This is a genomic window from Bradyrhizobium sp. P5_C11_2, assembly GCF_054049755.1.
The window spans coordinates 13,614-36,154 of the sequence record NZ_JBFULT010000015.1 but is presented as its reverse complement, the minus strand read 5'-3'; the positions used below and the strand labels follow the sequence as shown (position 1 = coordinate 36,154).

Annotated in this window: 21 protein-coding genes; 14 read left to right on the top strand and 7 right to left on the bottom strand. The window is 65.7% G+C overall.

From position 1 onward, the window contains the following. The first annotated feature begins 11 nt into the window (after positions 1–11). From ACXJL8_RS03345 to ACXJL8_RS03330, 4 genes are all read left to right on the top strand, one after another. Positions 12–932, top strand: a complete 921-nt coding sequence (locus ACXJL8_RS03345) for an ABC transporter permease (RefSeq protein ID WP_456684629.1) — start codon at positions 12–14, stop codon at positions 930–932. Beyond that, positions 929–1,741 carry an ABC transporter permease gene (locus ACXJL8_RS03340; protein WP_456617696.1) on the top strand — a complete coding sequence of 271 codons (813 nt, stop codon included), beginning with the start codon at positions 929–931 and terminating at the stop codon, positions 1,739–1,741. Before ACXJL8_RS03345 ends, ACXJL8_RS03340 begins: the two co-directional genes overlap by 4 nt. Next, the gene (locus ACXJL8_RS03335) at positions 1,738–3,339 is read left to right on the top strand and encodes an ABC transporter ATP-binding protein (RefSeq protein WP_456684628.1); all 1,602 of its coding nucleotides are present in this window, start codon (positions 1,738–1,740) and stop codon (positions 3,337–3,339) included. The genes ACXJL8_RS03340 and ACXJL8_RS03335 overlap by 4 nt, the downstream gene beginning before the upstream one ends. A gap of 192 nt (positions 3,340–3,531) precedes the next feature. After that, positions 3,532–4,527 (top strand): Bug family tripartite tricarboxylate transporter substrate binding protein, encoded by a 996-nt coding sequence (locus tag ACXJL8_RS03330; RefSeq protein ID WP_456617694.1) that lies wholly within the window; start codon positions 3,532–3,534, stop codon positions 4,525–4,527. 161 nt (positions 4,528–4,688) lie between these two features. Here the strand turns inward: ACXJL8_RS03330 and ACXJL8_RS03325 are convergent, their stop codons facing one another. From ACXJL8_RS03325 to ACXJL8_RS03310, 4 genes are all read right to left on the bottom strand, one after another. Beyond that, the gene (locus tag ACXJL8_RS03325; RefSeq protein ID WP_456617693.1) at positions 4,689–5,735 is read right to left on the bottom strand and encodes a helix-turn-helix domain-containing protein; all 1,047 of its coding nucleotides are present in this window, start codon (positions 5,733–5,735) and stop codon (positions 4,689–4,691) included. A gap of 230 nt (positions 5,736–5,965) precedes the next feature. Then, the gene (locus ACXJL8_RS03320) at positions 5,966–6,931 is read right to left on the bottom strand and encodes an acetamidase/formamidase family protein (protein WP_456617692.1); all 966 of its coding nucleotides are present in this window, start codon (positions 6,929–6,931) and stop codon (positions 5,966–5,968) included. Positions 6,932–6,940: 9 nt separating this feature from the next. Beyond that, positions 6,941–8,359: a cytosine permease gene (locus tag ACXJL8_RS03315; RefSeq protein WP_456617691.1), complete on the bottom strand. Its 1,419-nt coding sequence runs from the start codon at positions 8,357–8,359 to the stop codon at positions 6,941–6,943. A gap of 299 nt (positions 8,360–8,658) precedes the next feature. Beyond that, a complete protein-coding gene (locus ACXJL8_RS03310; protein WP_456617690.1) occupies positions 8,659–9,153 on the bottom strand; it encodes a MarR family winged helix-turn-helix transcriptional regulator in 495 nt (164 codons plus the stop codon). A 153-nt stretch (positions 9,154–9,306) separates the two neighbouring features. Between ACXJL8_RS03310 and ACXJL8_RS03305 the strand changes: the two genes are divergently transcribed. The 10 genes from ACXJL8_RS03305 to ACXJL8_RS03260 all read left to right on the top strand — a co-directional run bounded on the left by ACXJL8_RS03305 (position 9,307) and on the right by ACXJL8_RS03260 (position 20,068). Beyond that, a complete protein-coding gene (locus ACXJL8_RS03305) occupies positions 9,307–10,584 on the top strand; it encodes an amidohydrolase/deacetylase family metallohydrolase (RefSeq protein ID WP_456617689.1) in 1,278 nt (425 codons plus the stop codon). An 8-nt stretch (positions 10,585–10,592) separates the two neighbouring features. Further along, the gene (locus ACXJL8_RS03300) at positions 10,593–12,986 is read left to right on the top strand and encodes a xanthine dehydrogenase family protein molybdopterin-binding subunit (protein WP_456684627.1); all 2,394 of its coding nucleotides are present in this window, start codon (positions 10,593–10,595) and stop codon (positions 12,984–12,986) included. Further along, positions 12,983–13,819: an FAD binding domain-containing protein gene (locus ACXJL8_RS03295; protein ID WP_456617687.1), complete on the top strand. Its 837-nt coding sequence runs from the start codon at positions 12,983–12,985 to the stop codon at positions 13,817–13,819. Before ACXJL8_RS03300 ends, ACXJL8_RS03295 begins: the two co-directional genes overlap by 4 nt. Further along, positions 13,816–15,021 (top strand): xanthine dehydrogenase family Fe-S subunit, encoded by a 1,206-nt coding sequence (locus ACXJL8_RS03290; protein WP_456617686.1) that lies wholly within the window; start codon positions 13,816–13,818, stop codon positions 15,019–15,021. Before ACXJL8_RS03295 ends, ACXJL8_RS03290 begins: the two co-directional genes overlap by 4 nt. An 81-nt stretch (positions 15,022–15,102) precedes the next feature. Continuing rightward, positions 15,103–16,257, top strand: a complete 1,155-nt coding sequence (locus tag ACXJL8_RS03285) for an ABC transporter substrate-binding protein (protein ID WP_456617685.1) — start codon at positions 15,103–15,105, stop codon at positions 16,255–16,257. Positions 16,258–16,330: 73 nt separating this feature from the next. Beyond that, positions 16,331–17,203: a branched-chain amino acid ABC transporter permease gene (locus ACXJL8_RS03280; RefSeq protein ID WP_456617684.1), complete on the top strand. Its 873-nt coding sequence runs from the start codon at positions 16,331–16,333 to the stop codon at positions 17,201–17,203. After that, a complete protein-coding gene (locus tag ACXJL8_RS03275; RefSeq protein ID WP_456617683.1) occupies positions 17,200–18,246 on the top strand; it encodes a branched-chain amino acid ABC transporter permease in 1,047 nt (348 codons plus the stop codon). The genes ACXJL8_RS03280 and ACXJL8_RS03275 overlap by 4 nt, the downstream gene beginning before the upstream one ends. Further along, positions 18,246–19,028, top strand: coding sequence for an ABC transporter ATP-binding protein (locus tag ACXJL8_RS03270; protein ID WP_456617682.1), 783 nt, complete (start codon positions 18,246–18,248; stop codon positions 19,026–19,028). Before ACXJL8_RS03275 ends, ACXJL8_RS03270 begins: the two co-directional genes overlap by 1 nt. Continuing rightward, on the top strand, positions 19,021–19,725 hold the full coding sequence (locus tag ACXJL8_RS03265; protein WP_456617681.1) for an ABC transporter ATP-binding protein: 705 nt from the start codon (positions 19,021–19,023) through the stop codon (positions 19,723–19,725). Before ACXJL8_RS03270 ends, ACXJL8_RS03265 begins: the two co-directional genes overlap by 8 nt. Continuing rightward, entirely contained in the window at positions 19,718–20,068 is a 351-nt protein-coding gene (locus ACXJL8_RS03260; RefSeq protein WP_456617680.1) for a Rieske (2Fe-2S) protein, read from the top strand. Before ACXJL8_RS03265 ends, ACXJL8_RS03260 begins: the two co-directional genes overlap by 8 nt. A gap of 130 nt (positions 20,069–20,198) precedes the next feature. Here ACXJL8_RS03260 and ACXJL8_RS03255 read toward each other — a convergent pair whose 3' ends face one another. The 3 genes from ACXJL8_RS03255 to ACXJL8_RS03245 form a co-directional block, all read right to left on the bottom strand. Beyond that, the gene (locus ACXJL8_RS03255) at positions 20,199–21,059 is read right to left on the bottom strand and encodes an alpha/beta hydrolase (RefSeq protein WP_456617679.1); all 861 of its coding nucleotides are present in this window, start codon (positions 21,057–21,059) and stop codon (positions 20,199–20,201) included. Positions 21,060–21,190: 131 nt separating this feature from the next. Further along, positions 21,191–21,478: a YciI family protein gene (locus ACXJL8_RS03250; protein WP_456617678.1), complete on the bottom strand. Its 288-nt coding sequence runs from the start codon at positions 21,476–21,478 to the stop codon at positions 21,191–21,193. Between the two features lie 65 nt (positions 21,479–21,543). Next, positions 21,544–22,533 (bottom strand): sugar ABC transporter substrate-binding protein, encoded by a 990-nt coding sequence (locus ACXJL8_RS03245; protein ID WP_456617677.1) that lies wholly within the window; start codon positions 22,531–22,533, stop codon positions 21,544–21,546. Between the last annotated feature and the right edge of the window lie 8 nt (positions 22,534–22,541).

Genomic DNA, 22,541 nt, shown 5'->3' with positions numbered 1-22,541 from the left:
TCGCAAGACGGCTGGCAATGACGATCCCGACACTGCTGCTGGTCGCGATCGGGGTCTTTGCGCTGGTCCGGCTCATTCCCGGCGACCCCGTACAGGTGATGCTCGGCGACGCCGCCGATCCCGCACAGGCCGCACAGCTCCGTGCGCAGCTCGGGCTCGACCAGCCGATGCCGATCCAGTTCATGCACTGGATCGCGAAACTCGCGGCCGGCGATTTCGGCCATTCCATCACCAACAACCTTGCCGTGCTGCCGCTGATCCTCGACCGCTTCCAGGTCAGCGCCATCATCGTGCTGGTGGCGGTCGGGCTAGCTGCCTGCATCGCGGTTCCCGCCGGCCTCGTCGCGGCCTGGAAGCAGGACAGCCTCGTCGATCTCTCCGTCGTCGGCGGCGCCACGCTGCTGCTGTCGATCCCGAGTTTCTGGCTCGGCCTGCTGTTGCTGCTGCTGTTCGGACTCAAGCTGAAATGGCTGTCGGTGATCGGCTATGTGCCGTTCGCCGAGAATTTCTGGCAGGCGGCGACCTTCATCGTGCTGCCGATCGCAACGCTGACCATGGTGGAGATCGGCGTGCTCACGCGCATGGCGCGGGCCGCATCCATCGAGGTGCTGCGGCTGGAATATGTCACGCACGCGCGGGCCAAGGGCGTGCCGGAGTGGCGCGTGCTCGCCCGCCACGTCCTGCCGAACGCGTTCGCGCCGACCTGGACGCTGATCGGCCTCGTGCTCGGCCATCTCCTCGGCGGCATCGCCGTGATCGAGACCGTGTTCACGCTGCCCGGTCTCGGGCGGCTGCTGGTCGATTCGATCTTCGCGCGCGACTATCCGGTGGTGCAGGGCTGYCTGCTGTTCACGGCCGTGATCTACGTCGTGGTCAATTTGATCGTCGATCTCTGTTATCCGCTGTTCGATCCGCGGGTGACGGTGGCATGAGGTTGCGCGCCAACACCGCGATCGGTGGCACCCTCATGGCGCTCCTGCTCGGCGCGGCGCTCACCGCAGCATTCTGGACGCCGTTCGACGCGCTTCGCATCAATCTGCGCGCGCGGCTCCAGCCACCGTCGTCACTGCACTGGCTCGGTACGGATGAGTTCGGCCGAGACGTGCTGAGCCGCGTCATGGTCGGGGCTGGCACCAGCGTGGTGATTGCCTTCCTCACGGTGCTGCTGGCCGTTGTTGCAGGCATGGTGATCGGATGCGCGGCCGGTTACGTCCGCGGCTGGGCCGATCGCATCATCATGGCGGCCAACGACGCGCTGCTCGCCTTCCCCGGCATCCTGCTGGCGCTGGCCGTGATGATCGTCGTCGGCGCCAACAAGGTCGGGCTCATCCTGGCGCTGGGTCTCGCCTATATCCCGTCGGTCGTTCGCGTGGTGCGCGGCACCGTGCTGTCGATCCGCGAGAAGGAATATGTCGAGGCCTCGCGCGTCATCGGCAATTCGGAAGTCTATTCGATGCTGCGCCACGTGATGCCGAACGCGGTCGCACCGGTCGCTGTGCTGGCGACCAGCATGTTCGGCTGGGTGCTTCTGGCGGAGAGCGCCCTGAGCTTTCTCGGACTTGGCGTGCCGCCGCCGGCGCCGACCTGGGGCAACATGCTGGCGGCGAGCCGTCCGTTCATGGAGACGGCGCCCTGGCTCTCGATCGCGCCGGGCCTGTGCATCGCGCTCACGCTGCTGGGCGTCAATCTGCTCGGCGATTCCCTGCGCGATCGCCTCGACCCCAGGATGGCGCACGGATGACGCTGCTCACGGTCGCGAATCTGCGCATCGAGGCGTCCGCCAGCAAGGTTGCGGTGGTCGACGACATCTCCTTCGCCGTCGAACGCGGCGAGTTCCTTGCCGTCGTCGGTGAGTCCGGCAGCGGCAAGACGGCGGCGGCGCGCGCGGTGCTCGGTCTGTTGCCATCAGGCCTTCGCAAGGCCGGCGGCCGCATCGTGCTCGACGGCGTCGACCTTTCGACCGTCTCGGCGCGCGAGATGCGCGCGCTGCGCGGGCCTGCCGTCGGCATGGTGTTCCAGGAGCCGATGGTCTCGCTCAATCCCGCCATCAGCGTCGGGGCGCAGATGGCGGAGGGGCTCGGCCTGCACGCGCGGATCGGGAAGCGCGAGATCAGGCGGCGCTGCCTCGACATGCTGGCGCGCGTGCAGATCCGCGATCCCGAGCGGACCTATGACGCCTATCCGCACGAATTCTCCGGCGGCATGCGCCAGCGCATCATGCTGGCGTCGGTGATGCTGCTGAAGCCAAAACTCCTGATCGCGGACGAGCCGACCACGGCGCTCGACACGCTGACGCAGCGCGAGGTGCTCGATCTCATGGTCGGGCTCGCCCGCGACCACGGCACGTCGGTGATGTTGATCACCCACAATCTCGGACTGGTGTCGCGCTATGCGCAGCGGGCACTGGTGCTGCGCCAGGGCAAGATGGTCGAGACCGGCACGACGCGGCAAATCCTGTTCTCGCCGCAAGAGGCTTATACGAAGCGGCTGGTCGAGGCCCTGCCGCGCCGCGGTGCCGTCGCGAAACAGCGGCAAGGCGGCAAACCTCTCGTCAGCGTGCGAAGCCTCAAGGTCGGCTTCGCCGGGCGACAACGATTGTTCCGCCGCGATGCCGGTGTCTCGGCCGTCAACGGCGTCGATCTCGACATCGCCGCAGGTGAAACGGTTGCCGTGGTCGGCGGCAGCGGCTCAGGCAAGACCACGCTTGGCCGCGCCATGCTGCGGCTGATTCCGACGTCGGGCGGGGAGATCAGATTCCAGGGCAGGGATGTGACGACCGCGGTCGACCGCGAGTTTCGCCTGGCCTCGCAGCTTGTGTTCCAGGATCCCTATTCCTCACTCGATCCGCGCATGCGCCTCGGCGAGATCGTCGCCGAGCCGCTGCGCCACGTGCCGCAATTGACGGCCGGTGAGCGCGACAGGCGCGTGGAGGCGATGTTGGAGGAGGTGGGGCTCACGGGCCTTGGCCGCCGCTGGCCGCATGAATTGTCGGGAGGTCAGCGGCAGCGGATCGCGATTGCGCGCGCCATCGTGCGCCAGCCGGCCTTCGTCGTCGCGGATGAACCGGTGTCGGCGCTCGACATGACCATCCAGGCCCAGATACTGAAATTGTTCGAGCGGCTTCAGGCGCAGTACGGCTTCGCCTGCCTGTTCATCAGCCATGATCTCGCCGCCGTCGAGCAGGTCGCCGACCGCGTCGTGGTGATGCAGAGCGGCCGGATCGTCGAGCAGGGCTCGCGCGACGACATCTTCGATCGCCCGCAACACGATTACACCAGGGCTCTGCTCGCGGCCGCGCCCGTGCTGGACTTCGCGGGAGCGGCGGCAGGGAAATCCTGATCGACGCGTCCCGTCAGGGCTGTTGCATGGCGTTGGACGACCCCCTTGAACGACACGGGGAYCACGACATCTTGCTGCACGGCGCCGCAGCGCCTGAAGCAATATGGGGATGGCAGCTCATCCCCTCGAGCGGTATCTCCTGGTGTTCCGCTGCTGTAAGAACAACGATGCAGCCCCTGAAATATGTGCGCAATGAAGCTTTTGTCACGGCGGGACGTCCTCGGAACGGGCGCGTGTGTTGCCGGGCTGTCCGCATGGCCCGGCGGCGCGCGCGCCAATGACTATCCCTCTCGTCCCATTCGGCTGGTGATCCCGTATGCGGCGGGCGCCGCGGGTGATCAGATCGGCCGGCCTTGGGCTGACAGGGTCGCTTCGCTGCTCGGCCCGGTCTACGTCGAGAACATGGGCGGCGCCGGCGGGGCGCTCGGCTCCGCCGTGGTGGCCCAAAGTGCGCCCGACGGCTATTCGCTGCTGCTCGGCAATGGCAGCACGCAGGTCATGATTCCGTTGTCCTCGGCGCGTCCCGCCTACGATCCGATCCGTGATTTCCGGGCCGTCTATCGCCTGATCACCAGCACGCTTGCCTTCGTCGTGAATCCTTCGCTGCCCGTCMGGGACCTGCAAGAGCTGGCCGCTTATGTGAAGGACAATCCCGGCAAGGTTTCTTACGGCACCCCGGGTGTCGGCACCGGCAATCATCTCGTCGGCGAGATGTTCAGGCGGCAATCGGGCAGCGCAGCCGATTTCGTCCACGTTCCCTACCGCGGCATAGCGGCCGCGACCAACGACCTCGTCAGCGGCCAGATCCCCGCGATGATCGCCGTCGTATCGAGCAATCTCGTGCAATTGCACCGTGCCGGCGAGGTGCGCATGCTCGCCGTGACGAGCCGGACTCGCTTGAGCGGCGCGCCGGAAATTCCGACCGTCACCGAGGCTGGCATGCCGGATCTCAACTATGCCGGATGGTTCGGCCTGTTCGTGCCGCAGGCGACCCCGGATGAGATCGTGAACCGCATTGCCGCGGCAACCCGCGCCGCCATGGCCGATCCGGTGCTGCAGGAAACCTACCGCTCGCAAGGCATGGAGCCGGATGACGATTCCAGCCCGGACAAATTTCAGCAGTTGGTGGAGGAGGAATTGACGCGTCTGGCTCCCATCGTCAAATCGATCGGACTGAAGCGGGATTGAACAGCACCGCTGCCAGCAGTGCAGCGACAAAAAAAGGGCCGTCCTTGTGGGAGAGGACGGCCCAAATGCTCGTATGCCAGGGAGGAGGGGCACGAGCCGTGACTGGCGGGGGGCGCAGTCAACTGTATTTTCAGCATCGCCGATCCCGCGGACGGCGTATTTCACGAACCGAGGAAGTTTCTCATTTCGCATGATTCACGCCGTTCCCTTGCGGCGACGCGAGACGAATTGTTGTGGATGGGAGCCGGATCGCAGCCGAACGTCGCGGCCGGTGACAGTTCGCTCCGCCGGGCGCATCGCCAGCGTGCCGGCGTATCGCCCGTGATGCGCTTGAAGACGGTCGAGAAATGCGCCTGCGTGCAGAAACCGACGGCCAGCGCCACCTCGGCCAGCGACGTCTTGGAATTCGACAACAGTGATTTCGCATGTTCGATGCGCTGGTGCAGGAGGTACTCGCGCGGCCGGTATCCCGTCGCAGCACGAAACTGTGCCGCGAAATGCATGCGGGACAGTCCCGCGACCCTGGCAAGGTCAGACAGGCTGATGCAATGGTCGAAGTGCGTTCCGACATATTCCTCGACGCGCCGCAGGCGCCATTTCGGCARCGCGTTGACCTTCGTGCGTGGCAGTTCGCGTCGGGCAACATGCAGCGCCAGCGTCTGGCCGATGCAACGGATGAAATCCTGGTCGGTCGAATTGCCGTGATCGGTCAGCGCCTTTGCAAGCTGCTCGGCGAACGGGTCGCGCAACAGGACAAGGTCGTTGAGGCCTTCGGGGGTCGAAGCGTCCGTTCCGGACTGAAGGGATGGAAAGCAACAGACGCAGATGTGGAAATGCAGGAAATCGCAGGGCGCATCGAACTGCGCGCTGAGCTGCTTCGAGGGTGCACCGAGATACAGCGTGCCCGCCGGCATGATGCCGTCGAAAATGCTCTGATTGCCCCTGGTTAGCTTGAGACGGGTCGTCTTCAAGGCGATGGCGATGAAGTACCGGTCGGGAGGCGTTGTCGCTTCTTCGCGCCTTGCGGCAGGTTGCGCGCAGGTCCAGCGCGAGATCGTGATGTCCTCGGCCGCAATCCAGCCGCCTTGCTCCGGCTGGCGCCATTTTCGTTCGCAGGGAAAGGCATGCGTCGGCTGCGGAAAGTCCGGTTCGCGTCGGCTGACGTCATGGCTGAACCAGGCGCCGCCCATTTGCATATCGGTGAGCATCGTTGGTCTCGTTTCCTGAGGACCGCTGCAACTGAGCCGGCCGCGCCGGACTGCCGAATGCAGCAAGTCGATGTTCAAACGATATGTCCGATCCCGTCACGAAGCTTGTTAGAGATGCTTAAGCGTTGTTAGATCTTGCAAGGGCGCGAGGTGCGACCGGATGTCGCAAATCCGTCAATTGGATCAAGGGGATCAATGGCTTGCAGGCCGAGGTCCGGATCGGCCGGCTGTTAGCGATCCGGACCGATCGGGTTGGGTGACGGCATCCGGGATTTCGCCAGGACGCAGTGAATGCCCTTGTTGCCGTCGACCATCTGCGTGACCCGAAGGTCTGCCGCGATCGAGCAGAGCGTGTAGGCGTCCTGCGCACTGAGGCTGCTCCGCTCGCGGATCAGCGCGATCATGTCGCGCAGCGCTGCCTTGGCCGCATCATCGAGATCTTCATCGAACCCCATGGTGATCCAGTCGGACGCCGTTTCCGCGCGCGGCGAGGTGAGGCGGAGATCGCGGCGGACATGGAATTCGAAGGTTCCCGTGAGCGCGGCCTCGATCGCGGTCAGGCAGACTTCGCCGTCGCCCTGAAGCGCGTGACCGTCGCCCGCGGAGAACAGCGCGCCCGGCACGAAGACGGGAAAGTAGAGCGTGCTGCCGGCACCGAGTTCCTTGTTGTCCATGTTGCCCCCGAAGGCCCGCGGTTCCTTCGAGGACAGCCGGCCCCAGCCGAGCGGCGGTGCGACGCCGAAATTGCCGAAGAAGGGCGCGAGCGGCAGCTCCTGTCCCCATGGCAGTTTCGCGACGTTGCGCGCGCGGTCCAGTGGAATGTGGATGCGGCGGAACTCGGGAAAGTCCTCCGGCAACGTGCCGAGCGTGGGGACCTGGAGATTCCAGCCCCAGTTGCAGCGCAGTTCGATGTTCAGCACGCGCACCTCGAGGACGTCGCCAGGCTCGGCGCCCTCGATATGGATCGGTCCGGTGAGAAGGTGCGGCCCCGGACCGCGGAAGGCGCTTGCCAGCACCTCCGTGTGTCCGGGAACGGTATCAAAGCCGAGCGACGGATCGGGCAGATCGTCCGGCTCGCCCGAGAGCGTCTCGATGGTGACGCGGTCTCCGGATGCAATCCGGAGCACCGGCTTCAGCCGTCCATCCCAGAGTCCCCACTGGACGTTTCCGGGCGTGGATCGCAGCACGAAGTCCATGATCCGCCTTCACCGTCCAGCGCTGCTCGCAACGATCGAGGACGGCGAGGTGACATGCTTGCTCAGCCCGAGATAGACCAAGCCCGCCACTCCGATGCCGAACAGCCAGCTCAGATCGGCCCCGCCCAACAGGTTGATCGAGACCGGCCCCTGCAGCGCGCCAACCAGGCCATCTTCGACCAGCCATCCGGCGACGAGGCCCGCGAAGAACGCGATCATGCCGGCCCAGTTGATGTCGCCATAGACGCTGGTCTCCGGCGACCGATAGAGCTCGGCGACGTCGATCTTGCCTTTCCGCTTGATGAAGAAGTCCGCGAGCACGACGCCGGCCCACGGGCTCATCCACAGCAGCAGGCTGATCATCCAGTTGTCGAACGCTTTCGCAAAGGACGGCGCGAAGATGAAGTACAGCGTAACCAGATAGCCGGCAACGCCGACGATGACGGTGAGCCAGAAGCGCGAGAACTTCAGCCCCGCGCTCAGCGCCGCCAGTGTCGCCGAGTAGACGTTGAGGATGTTGGTGGCGATCGGGCCATGCAACACCATCAGCAGCACCAGGATGCTGACCGGCCCGCCGAACACCGCGCTGACCATCTTGGCGGGATCGGTGTCCAGCGTCGTCGATGCGATGGTCGCACCGAGAATGCCGAGCCAGACCGTCGGCACGAACATGCCGACATAGCTGTACCAGAACACGGATTTCGACGACACGCTACGCGGCACGAAGCGCGAATAGTCGGAGGCCCAGGTGACCCAGGAAATGCCCCAGCCGACGCCGATCGCCGTCATCAGCAGGGTCAGCATCGCCAGATGCGCGCCCGGCGGCAGCGACGTCGTGAGGCCCCAGTTGACGACGCCGGGGCGCGTCCAGGCCAGCACGCTCATCAGCACCATGATGGCGATGGTCGGCGGCACGGTGTATTTCTCGAAGGTGCGGATCGCGTAGAAGCCGTAGATGCCGATCAGGACTTGCGCGGCCATCACCAGCGTGATCACGACGATCTCGATCAGCCAGGTGTCGGGCACACCGAACTGGCCGAGGATGCCCATCGAGACCTTCACCGGGAAGTAGGTGTTCACGCCGATCCAGCCCAGCGTCATCACGAACATCAGGATGCTGGGCAGGTAGGCGCCGCGAACGCCGAACGCGGACCGGCTCAGCACCATCTGGTTGACGCCGGTCTTGTGTCCCATCACCGTGAAGGTCGCGAAGATCGCGCATCCCACGATGTTGCCGAGCACGATGACCGCGATCGTCTCCATCAGGCCGAGTTTCAAAATGATGCCGAGCGCGCCGAGCGCCCAGTTGACCGGCGCGATGTTGGCGCCGGCCCAGATCCACATCTGCTGCGGTCCGGTCGAGTCCCGGTCCGCATCAGGAATTGGCTCGATGCTGTGAATATCAGCGCGAAGTTCGGAATCCGTCATGACATCCCCCAATACGAAGCACGCTTCGCATCATCGCAGCATAAATCGTGCCATTGGTTGCGGAGCGGCCGGAGCAGGGCGTGCGCCGATGCCGGATGCAATGTGGCTCGCGCCGGATTGCTACTGAGTTTTCAAGTGCGGCCGACGTCACGCGCGGGTTCGCCGCTGCATCCGTGAGACGGTGCTCGGCGGCTTGAGTGTCCCGGCGAGACGTGGAGGACGTTGCATTGCCGGGCAGCGGTACGATGATAAATTGAGCAACCCAACTCAAAAGTGCGGCAGCCGGCTGCAAGCCGCTTCTAATCGAATAGGGCAGCGGCGCTGTCGCGGCTGGGGTTTCCGGCCACGATGCGCTGCATCATCTCGACGAACAGGGCCTGTTCCCGCTCGCTCAAATCACCGAGCGTCGCGCGGTGCGCCCGTCGCGCCGGGCCCTCGATCTTGACCAGCAGGGCGGCGCCGGCCGGCGTCAACCGGCACAATCGCGCCCGGCGATCGTCCTTGTTGACGGCGCGTTCGACCAGGTTTCGTGCGGCGAGCCGCTTCAGCGCGCCGGTCGTTGTCGTCCGATCGAGGGCGATATCGGCCGCCAAAGTGGTCTGATCGGCGGTTTCGCGCGCCGCCAACGCGGAGAGCAGGCTGTATTGCAGTGGCGTGACGTCGAACGCGCTGCATGCTTCCTGGAACAGCGCGACGTGTATCTGGTGCAGCCGCCGGATTAGATATCCGGGACGCTGCGACAATGGCCAGGGGCGGTGCTTGCCCCCGCTGCGACGTTTGTTCGCTTGCCGCACTGCACGCTCTCCCAACCCAAAACTCCGCCGCGCTTAGCTCGATTCGAGTGCGCTCGCCACCATCCGATGATGGCACGAAGCTTGCTTTTGTCAAAATGCGAAGCATGCTTCGCATTTCGATGCAGAGCAAGCGCCCGCGAGGAGGAGAACGCCATGTCCATCACTGCCAGCTTCGACCTTCTGCTGCGGGGCGGTCGCGTGATCTGTCCGGCGTCCGGCGTGGACGGCATCCGGGATATTGCCATCCGCAACGGCAAGATCGCAGCGCTCGCGCCGGACATCCTGCCGACCAGTGCGAAGGAGGTGGTCGACGTCGGCGGCAAGCTCGTGCTGCCCGGACTGATCGACACCCACGCGCATGTCTATCAGTATGTCTCCGGCCGCTTCGGCATGAATGCCGACATGGTCGGCGTGCAGTCGGGCGTGACGACGCTGGTCGATCAGGGCGGACCGTCCTGCATGACGCTGCCCGGCTTTCGTCATTTCATCGCGGAGCCCGCGGCCTCGCGCGTCTATGCGTTTCTGTCCGCCTATCTCGTCGGCGGGCTCGAGGGCCATTACTATCCGAAACTCTACAGTCCGGACGGTGTCGATATCGATGCCACCGTCAAATCGGCGACGGCCAATCTCGACATCGTGCGCGGCATCAAGGCGCACGCCGAGATCGGCGGCTTCGCGCGCTGGGGCATCCGGGTCATCGAGATGGCGGCGGAGATCGGCAAGCGTGCCGATCTGCCGGTCTATGTGCATTTCGGCCAGCTCTGGGGGCTGCCCGAGAGCGGCGCCAACGGCGAGGACGCGGACACCATCCTGACGCGCGTGATTCCGCTCTTGCGCGAGGGCGACATTCTCGCCCATCCGTTCACGCGCCATCCGGGCGGCTTCGTCAACCGCGAGGGCGAGGTGCATCCGGTGATCCAGGCCGCGCTCGACCGTGGCCTGAAGGTCGACGTTGGTCACGGCAGTCACTTCTCCTATCGGCTTGCGAAGAAGGCGATTGCCGCCGGCATCATTCCGACCACGCTGGGCGCCGACATTCACGGCTACAACACCCATGTGCCCGCCCCGGCCGGGACGCCCGACGAGCACGAGGACGAGGAGAACCATCCGTTCGCGGGGCAGGCCAAGTTCAGCCTGGTCCAGGCGATGAGCTCGATGATGGCGCTCGGCCTGTCGCTGGAGCAGGTGGTGCCGATGGTCACCTCCAATCCGGCCAAAATGCTCGGCCGCAGCGCAGAGATTGGCGCGCTCAAGGTTGGCATGGACGCCGACGTCTCGGTGCTCGCGGAGAAGAACGGCCGCTTCGTCCTCAAGGACAACGAGAAGAACGAGGTGATCGCCGAGCGTCTGCTGCAGCCGGCGTTCTGCCTGCGTGCCGGCACGCGCTTCGACGCGGTCGCGCCGATCCTGCCGCAGGCCGTTGCGGCATAGGCCGCGCGGTGAAGGAGAACGCGGAGTTGCGCAACGAGCGAGAGTTTCCTTCAGGCAGATCCGGGCAGGGCGTCGGCGCACGGCTGCCGCGGAAGGAGGACGACCGCCTGATGCGCGGCCGCGGCCAGTTCGTCGGCGATATCAGGCTTGCGGGTCTTCAGGACGTCGCCTTCGTGCGCAGCCCGCTGGCGCATGCACGCATCCGCGGCATCCACGTGCCCGAGCGCTATCGTGGCCATGTCTTCACGGCGGCGGATCTTGTCGGCGTCAAACCGATCCGCGCGGTATCCGGACTTCCGGGCTTCAAGATTTCGGAGCAGCCGGTGCTGGCCTCCGGCAAGGTGCGCCAGGTCGGCGAGCTCGTTGCGATGTGCGTCGCACCGACGCGCGCCGAAGCCGAGGACATCGCGGCATCGGTGACGCTCGACCTCGACGAACTCCCCGCGGTCTACGACATGCTGAAGGCGCGTGAGYCGGGCTCTGCGCTGGTGCACGAGCATTGGGGCGACAATGTCTTCTTGGAGACCAATTACGAGGTCGACATCTCCGCCGCGCTGGACGCGCCGATCAAGGTGACGCGCGAGATCTCGACGGCGCGGCAATGCATGTCGCCGCTCGAAGGCCGCGGCGTGGTTGCGACCTTCGATTCGAGGCTCGACCAGCTCACGCTGCATTCGGCAGCCCAGATGCCGCACATCACGCGCAGCGGCCTTGCCGAATGTCTCGGCATGGAGGAGGGCCAGATCCGTGTCATCTCGCCCGACGTCGGCGGTGGATTCGGCCACAAGGGCATTTTGCTGCCCGAAGAGGTCTGCCTGTCCTGGCTGACGATGCAGCGCGGTCACCCCGTGCGCTGGACCGAGGACCGCCGCGAGCATCTCGTCGCCAGCTCCAATTGCCGCGAGCACCATTACAAAATCACGCTCTACGCCGATCGCGACGGCACGTTGCGCGGCATCGATTGCGAGGCGACGGTGGATTCCGGCGCCTACTCGTCCTATCCGTTCTCGGCCTGCCTCGAAGCCGCGCAGGTCGCGAGCATCCTGCCGGGTCCGTACAAGATGCCGGCCTATCGCTGCCGCACCTTTTCGGTGGCCACCAACAAATGCCCGATTTTGCCCTATCGCGGCGTGGCACGCACCGGCGTGTGCTTTGCGCTGGAGTTGATGCTCGACCTCGTGGCGCTGGAGGCCGGTCTCGAGCCCGGCGAGGTGCGGCTGCGCAATCTGGTGCGGCCGGAGCAGATGCCGTTCGACAACATCACGAAGAAGCATTTCGACAGCGGCGATTATCCGGAAGCGATGCGGCGCGCGCTGGCCGCGATCGATATCGAGGCCATTCGCGCGAAGCAAAGCCAGGGCGAGACCGGCGGCCGGAGGATCGGCGTCGGCGTCTCCATCTATTGCGAGCAGGCCGCGCACGGCACGTCGGTCTATTCCGGCTGGGGTATTCCGATGGTGCCGGGCCATGAGCAGGCGTCGGCGCGGCTGACGCCGGACGGTGGCCTCGAGCTGCGCGTGGGCGTGCATYCGCACGGGCAGGGCATGGAGACGACGCTCGCCCAGGTCGCGCATGAGATGCTGGGCATAGACGTCGCCAAGGTGCGCATCATCCTCGGCGACACCGCGATGACGCCCTATTCGACCGGCACCTGGGGCTCGCGTTCGATGGTCATGGCGGGCGGCGCGGTGGCAACCGCCTGCCGCGAGCTCGGCGAACGTGCGCGGCGCATCGGTGCCAAATTGTTGCAGCATGATCCGGCTTCGGTCGTCCTGCAGAATGGCGAGGTGCGCGGCGTCAATGGCAGCGTCAGCCTGAAGGCGATCGCCCACACCTGGTATCGCCGCCCGCAGGATTTGCCGGCTGACGTCGATCCCGGCGGCCTCGAAGTGACGCAGGGCTACAAGCCCGTGCGCGACAGCGGGACATTCAGCTACGCCGCGCATGCCGCCGTCGTTGCGGTCGATCCTGATCTCGGCGAGGTCGAGATCCTCGACTACGTGATCGTCGAGGACGGTGGCGTGCTCGTCAATCCGCTGGTCGTCGACGGCCAGATCTATGGCGGTCTTGCCCAGGGGATCGGCACCGCGCTCTACGAAGAGATGCCGTTCGATACCTCCGGCCAGCCGCTCGCGACCACGTTGGCCGACTATCTGCTTCCCGGCGCGACCGAAGTTCCGGCGGCGCGTCTCGACCACATGGAGACGCCATCGCCCTACACGCAGTTCGGCGTGAAGGGCATCGGCGAGGGCGGAGCGATCGCGCCGCCGGCCGCGATCGCCAACGCCGTCAACGATGCGCTGCGGCCGCTCGGTGTCGAGCTGATGCAGTCGCCGATCACACCCCATCGCGTCGTCGCGGCCGTGCTGGCCGCGCGCGCCGCCGAAAGGACCGCGGCATGAAGCCTGCGCCTTTCAGCTATGAGCGGCCGCGCGATCTCGATGCGGCGCTGTCGATGCTTGCAGCAAGCAACGGTTCGGCGAAGATCATCGCCGGCGGCCAGTCGCTCGGCCCGATGCTGAACTTGCGGCTGCTGCAGCCGGAACTGATCGTCGACATCTCCGGTCTTGCCGAACTCAAGCAAGCGGAGCTTCGCGGCGGCGAACTCGTGCTCGGCGCGCTGGTCACGCACGCCGACATCGAGGATGAACGCACGCCCGATGTGACCCGTGGCGCCATGCGCGGCGTTGCGGCCAATATCGCCTATCGCGCGGTGCGCAACCGCGGCACGATCGGCGGCTCGCTCAGCCACGCCGATCCCGCCGCGGACTGGATTTCGGCGCTCGCCGCTCTAGGCGCGCGGGTCACGCTGCGCAGCCTTGCCGGTGTGCGTACGATGGCTGTCGAGGCGTTTGTCGTCGGTGCGCTTGAATCGGCGCTGCACGCCGGCGAGATCGTCGAGGCCGTTCATGTGCCGGCGCGGGTGGTCTCGGCGCATTGGGGCTATGCCAAGAGCTGCCGCAAGACCGGCGAGTTTGCCCATGCCATCGGTGCGGTCCTGGTCGACCCGGCTGCCGCCACCGCCCGCGTCGTGATCGGTGCGATCGACACAGTGCCGATCGTCGTGACCGATGCAGCGGAGCTGTTCGGCGGACGGGTCGCCGCCGACTACAAGCGGCGTTTCGATGCCCGTGTCGCGGATGGTCTGCTTGCGAAGGCCGGCATCAGCGACGCCGTGCAGCGGCATATCCATGTGAGCGTGTTGCAACGTGCCGTTCATGAGGCCGCGGCATGAACACGATCGCCCTCAACGTCAACCGGCGTGCGGTGGAGGTTCTGGCGGAGCCGCGCACCAGCCTCGCCGATTTCGTCCGCGACAGGCTCGACCTGACCGGCACCCATCTCGGCTGCGAGCACGGCGTGTGCGGCGCCTGCACCGTGCTGCTCGACGGCGTGCCGGCGCGGTCCTGCATCACCTATGCGGTGGCCTGCCAAGGCGCTGATATCACCACGATCGAAGGCCTCGACGAGGACGAGGTCATGGTCGAGCTGCGCGCCGCCTTTACACGGGAGCATGCGCTGCAATGCGGCTATTGCACCCCGGGGATGCTGGTCTCCGCGCGCGACCTGGTGCTGCGTCTGCCCGACGCCGATGAACGGCGGATCCGGGTCGGTCTCAGCGGCAACCTCTGCCGCTGCACCGGCTACGTCGGAATCGTGCGGGCGGTGCAGTCCGTGATCGAGGCCCGGCGTGCGCGCAACATCGCGCCGCAAGCCGATGGCGGCCGGACCATCCTTGGTCCCGCCGGTTCGGGGCGGGCCGTGTCTGATGGAAACGGACAGCCGCTGCGGCCTGCGCGGCAGGAGTTCGCGCCGGCATTGGACATCTCCGCACCGGCCGTCATTCCGGACTTCGTTCCGGCCACTGTTCTCGATCAGCGCTGCACGCTGCCGCACGCGCCGGCAAAAGTGTTTGCGATGTTCGAGGATATCAAGGGCATCGCAGCCTGCCTTCCCGGCGTGTCACTGACGGCGCCGCCAAGCCCGGAGCGCGTCGAAGGCGCGATCCGCGTCAGGCTCGGGCCGATCGCTGCGGCCTTCGAGGGGGTCGCGCGCGTCGAACGCGATCCCGTGACGCTCTCCGGCCGCATCATTGGCATCGGCACGGATCGTCGCAGCCACTCGGCGACGCAGGGTGAAATCCGTTATCGCCTGGTGCCGATCGACGACGGCCGTGCGACCGCCGTCGAACTGTCGATCGGCTACACGCTCACGGGAATGCTGGCCCAGGTCGGGCGTCCCGGCCTGGTACGCGATCTTGCCCGGCGCCTGGTCGCGGACTTCGCCGGCAATCTCGACCGCCACATGTCGGGTGCATCGCCGGGAGAGGCGGTCCCGGCGGAGCTCAGCGGCTTGTCGATCATTTCGGGCGTGTTGCGCGCCCGGGTCGCGCGCGTTTTCGGTCGTTTCTTTGCCAGCCGGGACAGGTCGGGATGACGGATCGGCGTGTCCGCACATCGCGGAGCGACGAAGTTTGCAGTGCCTAGGGATCAACAGCGTGGGATTTGGAGAGACAACATGACACGAGCACTTGGATTCGTTCCGGCAGTCGCGCTGGCGGCAGCCTTGTTCGGCGGCGCGGCACAGGCGCAGACCATCAAGATCGGTGTCAACGAGCCGCTCACCGGCGCATTCGCGGCGTCCGGCACCTACGTCGTCAACGGCGCCAAGATCGCCGCCGACGAGATCAACGCCAAGGGCGGCATTCTCGGCAAGAAGATCGAGCTCGTGATCGAGGACAACAAGAGCAATCCGACCGAGGCGGCGGCCGTTGCCGAGAAGCTCATCACCAGCGACAAGGTGCCGGTCCTGATGGGCGCCTGGGGCTCGAGCCTGACGCTCGCGGTGATGCCGAAGCTGATCGAGTATGAAACGCCCATGGTGGTCGAGACTTCGTCCTCGGGCAAGATCACGACGACGGGCAATCCCTTCATCTTCCGCATCTCGCCGCCCTCGGCGGTCGAGGCCGCGGCGTTCAAGGGCATCGTCGACAAGCTCGCGCTGAAGAAGGTGGACTTCCTCGTCATCAACAACGACTGGGGCCGCGGCACCGCCGAGGACTTCAGCAAGATGATGAAGGACAAGGGCATCACGATCGGCCTGGTCGAAACCATGGACCAGGGCGCGCAGGACATGAGCGCGCAGCTCTCCAAGATCAAGAGCTCGGAGTCCGAGACCGTCATCGTCACGACCGCCGTCGATCAGCTCACGCTGATCTTCAAGCAGGCGGCCGCGCTGGGGCTGAAGAAGCGCATCATCACCACCGGCGGCTCGCAGAATCCGGACCAGATCATCGCCCAGGCGGGCGCCGCGGCCAACGGCACCATGCATCTGACCACCTTCCTGCCCTGGTTCCCCGACAAGACGCCGAACCCGGAAGCCACCAGCTACTTCATCGCCGAATGGAAGAAGCGCGGGTTCGACTTTGCCGGCTGCACCGAGAGCTTCCGCGGCTATGACGGCATCCGCACCGCCGCTGCCGCAATCGAGAAGGCGGGCAAGGCGGAACCTGCGGCCATCAAGGCGGCGATGTGGGACATCAAGCTGAAGGGCCTCAACGGCGACATCGTGTTCCGCAAGTCCGGCCCCGAGGGCAAGGAAAGCGGGCAGAGCCAGCCGAACGTCTATCTGATCGAGATCAACGAGGGCAAGGTCGAGATGAAGACGCTCTGACGTCGCGCAAGTTCTGGGGGAGGGCAGCGCACCCCGCCCTCCCGATGCGCACCTTAATAATTTGGGACCAGCCTTGGGCGAGTTTCTCCAGCATCTGATCAACATGCTCGTGCTCGGCGGCACCTATGCGCTGCTGGGCATCGGGCTCACGCTGATCTTCGGCATCATGAACGTGGTGAACTTCACGCATGGCGTGCTGTACACGTTCGGCGCCTACATCATGTTCATCGTGGTGCAACAGCTCGGGCTGAACTTCTTCCTCGCCTTGCCCGTGGCCGTGCTGGCCGGATGGCTGCTGGGTGCAGCCATCGAGCTGACGCTGCTCCGGCCGCTGCGCGGCTCCGACATCGACACCACGATGCTGGTCATGATCGGCGCCTGGATCGCGATGCAGTCGGGCACGCTGTGGATCTGGGGCGGCGTCGCCAAATCGGTGGCAACGCCATTCCCTGAGGCGCCGCTGGTGCTCGGGCCGGTGTCCGTGTCCTGGCTGCGCCTGTTCGTCCTGGCGGCAGCGGCAATGCTGATCGTGGTGACGTACCTCGTGATCAACCGGACCAGACTTGGCCGTGCCATGAGGGCAACGTTCCAGGACCACGACACGGCGTCGCTGATGGGCGTCAACGTCGATCTGATCTACACCTCGACCTTCGCGATCGGCTCGAGCCTTGCGGCGGTCGCGGGGGCGCTGCTCGGGCCGGTCTACGTGATCTTCCCGCAAATGGGCGATCTCGCCGCAGTCAAGGCGTTCGCCATCGTCATCCTCGGCGGTCTCGGCAACATCACCGGCGCGGTGATCGGCGGATTCATTCTGGCCTTGGCCGAGGAGCTCGGCGCCGGCTATGTCTCCTCCGGCTATCGCGACGCCATGGGCTTTGTGATCATCATCGCGGTGCTGATCTTCAAGCCGACCGGCCTGTTCGCGCGCGCGGAGCGCGTCGGATGAGGATCGCCATCACCATCCTCGCCGTCGCAGCCCTTGCCTCGGTGCCGCTCTGGCTGCGCGATCCCTATCTCCTGAACGCGCTGATCACGACCGGCATCTTCGTCATCGGCGCGATGAGCCTCAACCTGCTGCTCGGCTTCACCGGCCAGCTCAGCCTCGGTCACATCGCCTTCTTCGGCATCGGCGCCTATGTCAGCGCGCTGACATCGCTCGGTTTCGACGCCGGTCTGCCCGGAGGTCTGCGTCTGGTCCACGAGCCCTGGCCGCCGATCGCAGGCTTCGTGCTCGCGATCATCGTCGCCGGGCTGTGCGGCTATTTTGTCGGCCTGCTCTCATTCCGGGTCCGCGGCGCTTATTTCGTCATTGTCACGATCTCCTTCGCCGAAGTGGTCCGGCTGGTGGCGCTGAACTGGGTCGAGCTGACGCAGGGCCCGCTGGCGCTGACCAACATTCCCTCCATTGCGCTCCCGTTGCCCGGCTTTGGCGAACTGACGCTGCGTACCAAGCTGCACAACTACTACCTCGTGCTGGCGGTGGCGCTCATCGCCTACCTCCTGATCGCGCGGCTCGTTCATTCGCATTTCGGCCGCGCCATGCGCGGGCTGATGGAGAATGAAACGCTGGCCGTCTCCGTCGGCATCGACGTGACCAAGACGCTGACACTGGCGGCCGTGATATCAGCCGCGATTGCGGGCGCGGCCGGCAGCCTCTATGCCCACTATATCCGGATCATCGATCCCGAAGTGTTTGCCTTCATCAACACCGTCACCATGGTGATCATGGTCATCAGCGGCGGCAAGGGCTCGCTGGCTGGCCCCGTTGTCGGCGGCCTGATCTTCGGGCTGTTGCCGGTCGCACTGCGTCCGATCATGGCGCCGGAAGCGCAGTGGATCGTCTATGGCGGCGTGCTGATTGCCATCCTGTTCGTGCTGCCCCGCGGCATCGTGCCGTCGCTCGCACAGCGATTTGTCGGGCGAGGGCGCAAGACGACGGCGCTGACGCCGGTCGCGCTCACCGAGACCGGCGTCAAGGAGCGGGCGTGATGACGGGGCGCGCCGTTGCCATGACGATCGAGCAGGTCGCGGTCCGCTTCGGCGGGCTGGTCGCGATCTCCGACATGAACTTCACCGTGGGCGAGGGTGAGATCGTCAGCCTGATCGGACCGAACGGCGCCGGCAAGACCACCGCCTTCAACGTCATGACCGGCTTTCTGGAGCCGAGCGCCGGCCGCGTCACCTATCAGGGCACCGAGCTCACCGGTTTGAAGCCGCATCAGATCGCCGATCTCGGCCTGATCCGGACGTTCCAGCGCACCAGCGTTTTCCCGAATGACACGGTCTACGACAATCTTCTCATCGGGCTGCACCGCCAGGGCCGGGTCGGGCTGCTTGACGCCATCCTCGGCATGCCGCGTGCGCGCGCCGCGGAGCGCAAGCTGCGGCAGCGCGCGAGCGAGCTGATCGAATGGGTCGGCCTCGAACGCCGCGCCCACGATGCTGCCGGCTCGCTGTCCTACGGCGAGCAGCGTTTGGTCGGCGTCGCGCTGGCGCTCGCGGCAGAGCCATCGATGCTGCTGCTCGACGAGCCGGTCTCGGGCATGAATGCCTCGGAAACCCACAGGTTCGTCGAGCTGATCCGCGGCATCCGCGACCGCGGCATCACCATCCTGCTGGTCGAGCATGACATGCCGATGGTGATGACGGTCTCGGATCGCATCGTGGTGTTGAACTACGGCCGCATCATCGCCGAGGGGACGCCCGACGTGATCCGTAACGATCCGGCGGTGATCGAGGCCTATCTCGGACATGGAGCGGCGCGTGCTTGAGATCCGCGACATGGTGTGCGGCTATGGCGGCGTCACCGCGCTGCGCGGCATCTCGCTGGAGGTGAAGGCCGGACAGCTGGTGGCTCTGATCGGCGCCAACGGCGCCGGCAAGAGCACGACGCTGCGCGCGATTTCGGGACTGGTGCCGCCGCGCTCGGGGCAGATGCTGTTTGACGGCATCGACATCACCGCGGCGAAGCCGCCGCGCGTGCTGGCGAGCGGCATTGCGCATTGCCCGGAAGGCCGGCGGGTGTTTCCGCATATGAGCGTCGAGGAGAACCTCGACATGGGGGCTTACCTCCGGAGCGGTTCGGGCGAAATCGCGGCCGATCGCGACCGCATCTACCTGGAATTTCCGCGGCTTGCCGAACGGCGCCGCCAGGCGGCGGGTACGCTGTCCGGCGGTGAGCAGCAGATGCTCGCGATCGGGCGTGCGCTGATGTCGCGGCCACGGCTGATCATGTTCGACGAGCCCTCGCTCGGGCTTGCTCCCAACATCGTCGAACGTACCTTTGCGATCATCCGTCGCATCCGCGACGCCGGCACCACGGTGCTTCTGGTCGAGCAGAACGCGTTCGCCGCGCTCGACATGTGCGACCACGCCTATCTGCTCGAGAGCGGCCGCATCGTGTTGTCCGGCGCAGGCTCCGAGCTGATCGAGAACGAGCATGTGCGGAAGGCCTATCTCGGTGGATGACGCGTCTGTCCGCCCGGACGGGCATGGGTGGATTCCGGTTTGCGACCTCAGCCGGCTGAAGGCAGAGAGCATCGTCCGCGTCGCCGGGCTCGATATGCTCGTGATCTGGAACGACGGCGAGGTCACCGCCTGCGAACGCGCGTGCCCGCACGAGCAGGCGGATCTCGGCCTTGGACATGTTGCGGTGGGCCGGCTGGTTTGTCCGCGTCACGCAGCATCGTTCGATTTGCGCGACGGCAGCATTTCTTCGGGCTGGCCAAGTCCGCCGTTGCGGCTCTATCCGGTCCGGGTCACGGGAGAGCAGGTCTGGATTGATGCGGGGGCGGGACAGTCGGGGCGATGATGGCATTCTGCCCCTGTTTTGCCCGACGTGTCAAAGCCTCGCGCGACGTGGATTTGCCTTTAGAAGCGGCGTGGATTCGTCTTTAGAAACAAGGGCAGTCCTACTGTGCATGGGGTTGTTTTCGCGTTTTTTAATCCAGCAACCGGCGGACAGCGTCCACCAGAATGCCGTCAGGGCGACGCAACGCCTCAAGGATCGTGAAATGGTCGGCGCCCTCGACCGGGATCAGTTTGCCGGGCGCCTTCGCGGCCGCGCGCTTGTCGTCGAAATTGATTGAATCGAGCACGAGGGCCGGAAGCTCGACGGTGCCGTAGGCGATGTCGAGCCGCTTGTGCGTCACGGGCAGGCGAAGCGGCGAGAGCGTGGCGACTTCCTCGTCCGTCAGCTTCAGCGCGTTGTTGAGCCCGGTATCGCGGATCGGCGCCAGATCGTAGACGCCGGACATTGCCAGTCCGGCATGGACACGCGGATGGTCCAGTGCCATCGCCACGAGGTGGGCGCCCGCCGACCAGCCCGACAGGACGACCGGCCCGGCGATGCCATAGGATGCGCCATGCGCAGCGAGCCAGTCGAGCGCCCTGGGGATTTCTGCGACGATCTCGGTCAGGGAAACCTGGGGCGCCAGCGAGTATCCGGGGATCGCAACCGACCAGCCATGCGCGGCGACGCCTTCGACCAGCATGGCGAACAGCTCGCGCGAATTGCGCTGCCAATAGCCGCCATGCAGGAACACCAGGCAGGGCGCATCAGGCTGCGCGGCCGGGTAGAGGTCGATCTTGTTGTTCGCCCGCTCGCCGTAAGGCAGATCGAGATGCGATGTCAGGCTCTTCCGCAGCCGTCCCGAAGCTTCATTGCGCTCGGCGATCAGGGCCGCGCTGTTCTTGACGGCGCTGTTGTTGTCATAGGCGGCGTCGCGCTCCGCCTGGGCAAGCGCGGACCAGTTGGTGCGGGGATCGAGCGGCCGATTTGGCGAACGGGTCTCATCTACCATGGAGTCTCCGGGGCGGCATGCGATGACCCACCGTAGCTGCGATCGGCCTTGCTCACTCCTGTCTGCCACGAATCCTGTTGGAGTTGAACATCAACCGCGGGCGGTCGAAGCATGCGTGTGCTGCAATCCCTTCAACCCTGGCGGCGCAGAAACCCCGTGATCGTGACCTTCTCCCAGATCCCGGCCGCGGCAAAGGGGTCCGCGCCGTTGAAGGCTTCGACCTCTGCGCGGCTCGAGGCCTCGATCAGGAACAGGCTGCCGATCATGGTCGCGCCGTCGTCGGAGACGAGGGGTCCCGACATCACGATCTTGACGCCAAATTTTGAGGTGTCGCTCAGGAAGGCCTTGTGAGCGTCATAGTTGGCGAGCCGGGTCGGAAGCGCGCCGGCGCGGTCGAGAGCGTGGATTGCGAACAGCATGGTGTCTCCGGTTCTTGGGACGGCCGCGAGGAAGCGGCCGTCCGGGTCTGTCGTGATTGGCTGGCTTATTTGCCGCCGAGCTTGCCGGCGTCCTCGAAGGTCGGGCAGGTCCGTTGCTCCAGCGGCACGTCGAACGGCTGGTAATTGTCCTTGGTGATGACCGTCGGTTTCAGCACGATCTCGTTGATGACCGGCTGGTTGCGCAAGCTGCGGATCGCCATCATGGTGCCGAGGCAGCCTTGCGCAAATCCGTTGTAGTCGCCGCTCGCGAGCAGCTTGCCGGACTTGATCGCATCGATCGCCTCCTTGGTGCCGTTGATGCCGATCACCTGCGCCTTGCGGTTGGCGCCGTCGAGGGCCTCGATCGCGCCGACCGCCATGGCGTCGTTGGCGGCCAGCACGCCGTCGATCTGCGCGTTCGACTGCATCAAATTCTCCATCACCTGGAGCGCCTGGAGCCGCTGGTAATTGCCTGGCTGCGAGGCCAGGAGTTTTGCGCCGGCGTTCTCCTTCAGCGCGTCGTTGAAGCCTCTGACACGGTCGACATTGGTCAGCGAGCCCTTGACGCCCTCGATGATGACGATGTTGCCCTTGCCGCCGAGCGTCTTCAGCAGATGGCGCGCGGTCTCGAGCCCGAGGCTGTAATCGTCGGCGCCGACGAAGGACAGGAATTTGCCGCCGGCGGAGCGGTCGGTGATGTTGACCACCGGGATCTTGGCGTCGTTGATCTTCTCGACGCCCGGCACCATCGCCTTGTAGTCGACCGGCGTGAAGACGATGGCGCTCGGCTTCTTCACCACGACGTCCTCGATCTGGCTGAGCTGCTCGGGGATCGAATCCGGCTTGGTTGGGATGTATTGCAGCGTCTTCGCGTTCAGCGCCTTCGCCATGTTGTCGGCGCCGACCCGCACCGTCTGGAAGAACGGGTTGGTCTGGTTCTTGGTGAAGACGGCGATGGTCTCGCCGTCGGCGCGGGCCTGCGTGGTGAGTGCCGCGGCCATCAGCAGCGGCAGCGCCAAATAAGACGTCACGTAGCCCAGTTTCTGTTGTCTCATGTTGCCTC

Excerpts from the sequence above, each read along its gene's own strand:
- ACXJL8_RS03305 (WP_456617689.1), top strand. The coding sequence starts at position 9,307 with ATGTCCATCACTGCCAGCTTCGACCTTCTGCTGCGGGGCGGTCGCGTG.
- ACXJL8_RS03285 (WP_456617685.1), top strand. The coding sequence starts at position 15,103 with ATGACACGAGCACTTGGATTCGTTCCGGCAGTCGCGCTGGCGGCAGCC.
- ACXJL8_RS03245 (WP_456617677.1), bottom strand. The coding sequence starts at position 22,533 with ATGAGACAACAGAAACTGGGCTACGTGACGTCTTATTTGGCGCTGCCG.
- ACXJL8_RS03250 (WP_456617678.1), bottom strand. The coding sequence starts at position 21,478 with ATGCTGTTCGCAATCCACGCTCTCGACCGCGCCGGCGCGCTTCCGACC.
- ACXJL8_RS03340 (WP_456617696.1), top strand. The coding sequence starts at position 929 with ATGAGGTTGCGCGCCAACACCGCGATCGGTGGCACCCTCATGGCGCTC.
- ACXJL8_RS03290 (WP_456617686.1), top strand. The coding sequence starts at position 13,816 with ATGAACACGATCGCCCTCAACGTCAACCGGCGTGCGGTGGAGGTTCTG.
- ACXJL8_RS03335 (WP_456684628.1), top strand. The coding sequence starts at position 1,738 with ATGACGCTGCTCACGGTCGCGAATCTGCGCATCGAGGCGTCCGCCAGC.
- ACXJL8_RS03295 (WP_456617687.1), top strand. The coding sequence starts at position 12,983 with ATGAAGCCTGCGCCTTTCAGCTATGAGCGGCCGCGCGATCTCGATGCG.
- ACXJL8_RS03275 (WP_456617683.1), top strand. The coding sequence starts at position 17,200 with ATGAGGATCGCCATCACCATCCTCGCCGTCGCAGCCCTTGCCTCGGTG.
- ACXJL8_RS03315 (WP_456617691.1), bottom strand. The coding sequence starts at position 8,359 with ATGACGGATTCCGAACTTCGCGCTGATATTCACAGCATCGAGCCAATT.
- ACXJL8_RS03270 (WP_456617682.1), top strand. The coding sequence starts at position 18,246 with ATGACGGGGCGCGCCGTTGCCATGACGATCGAGCAGGTCGCGGTCCGC.
- ACXJL8_RS03320 (WP_456617692.1), bottom strand. The coding sequence starts at position 6,931 with ATGGACTTCGTGCTGCGATCCACGCCCGGAAACGTCCAGTGGGGACTC.
- ACXJL8_RS03255 (WP_456617679.1), bottom strand. The coding sequence starts at position 21,059 with ATGGTAGATGAGACCCGTTCGCCAAATCGGCCGCTCGATCCCCGCACC.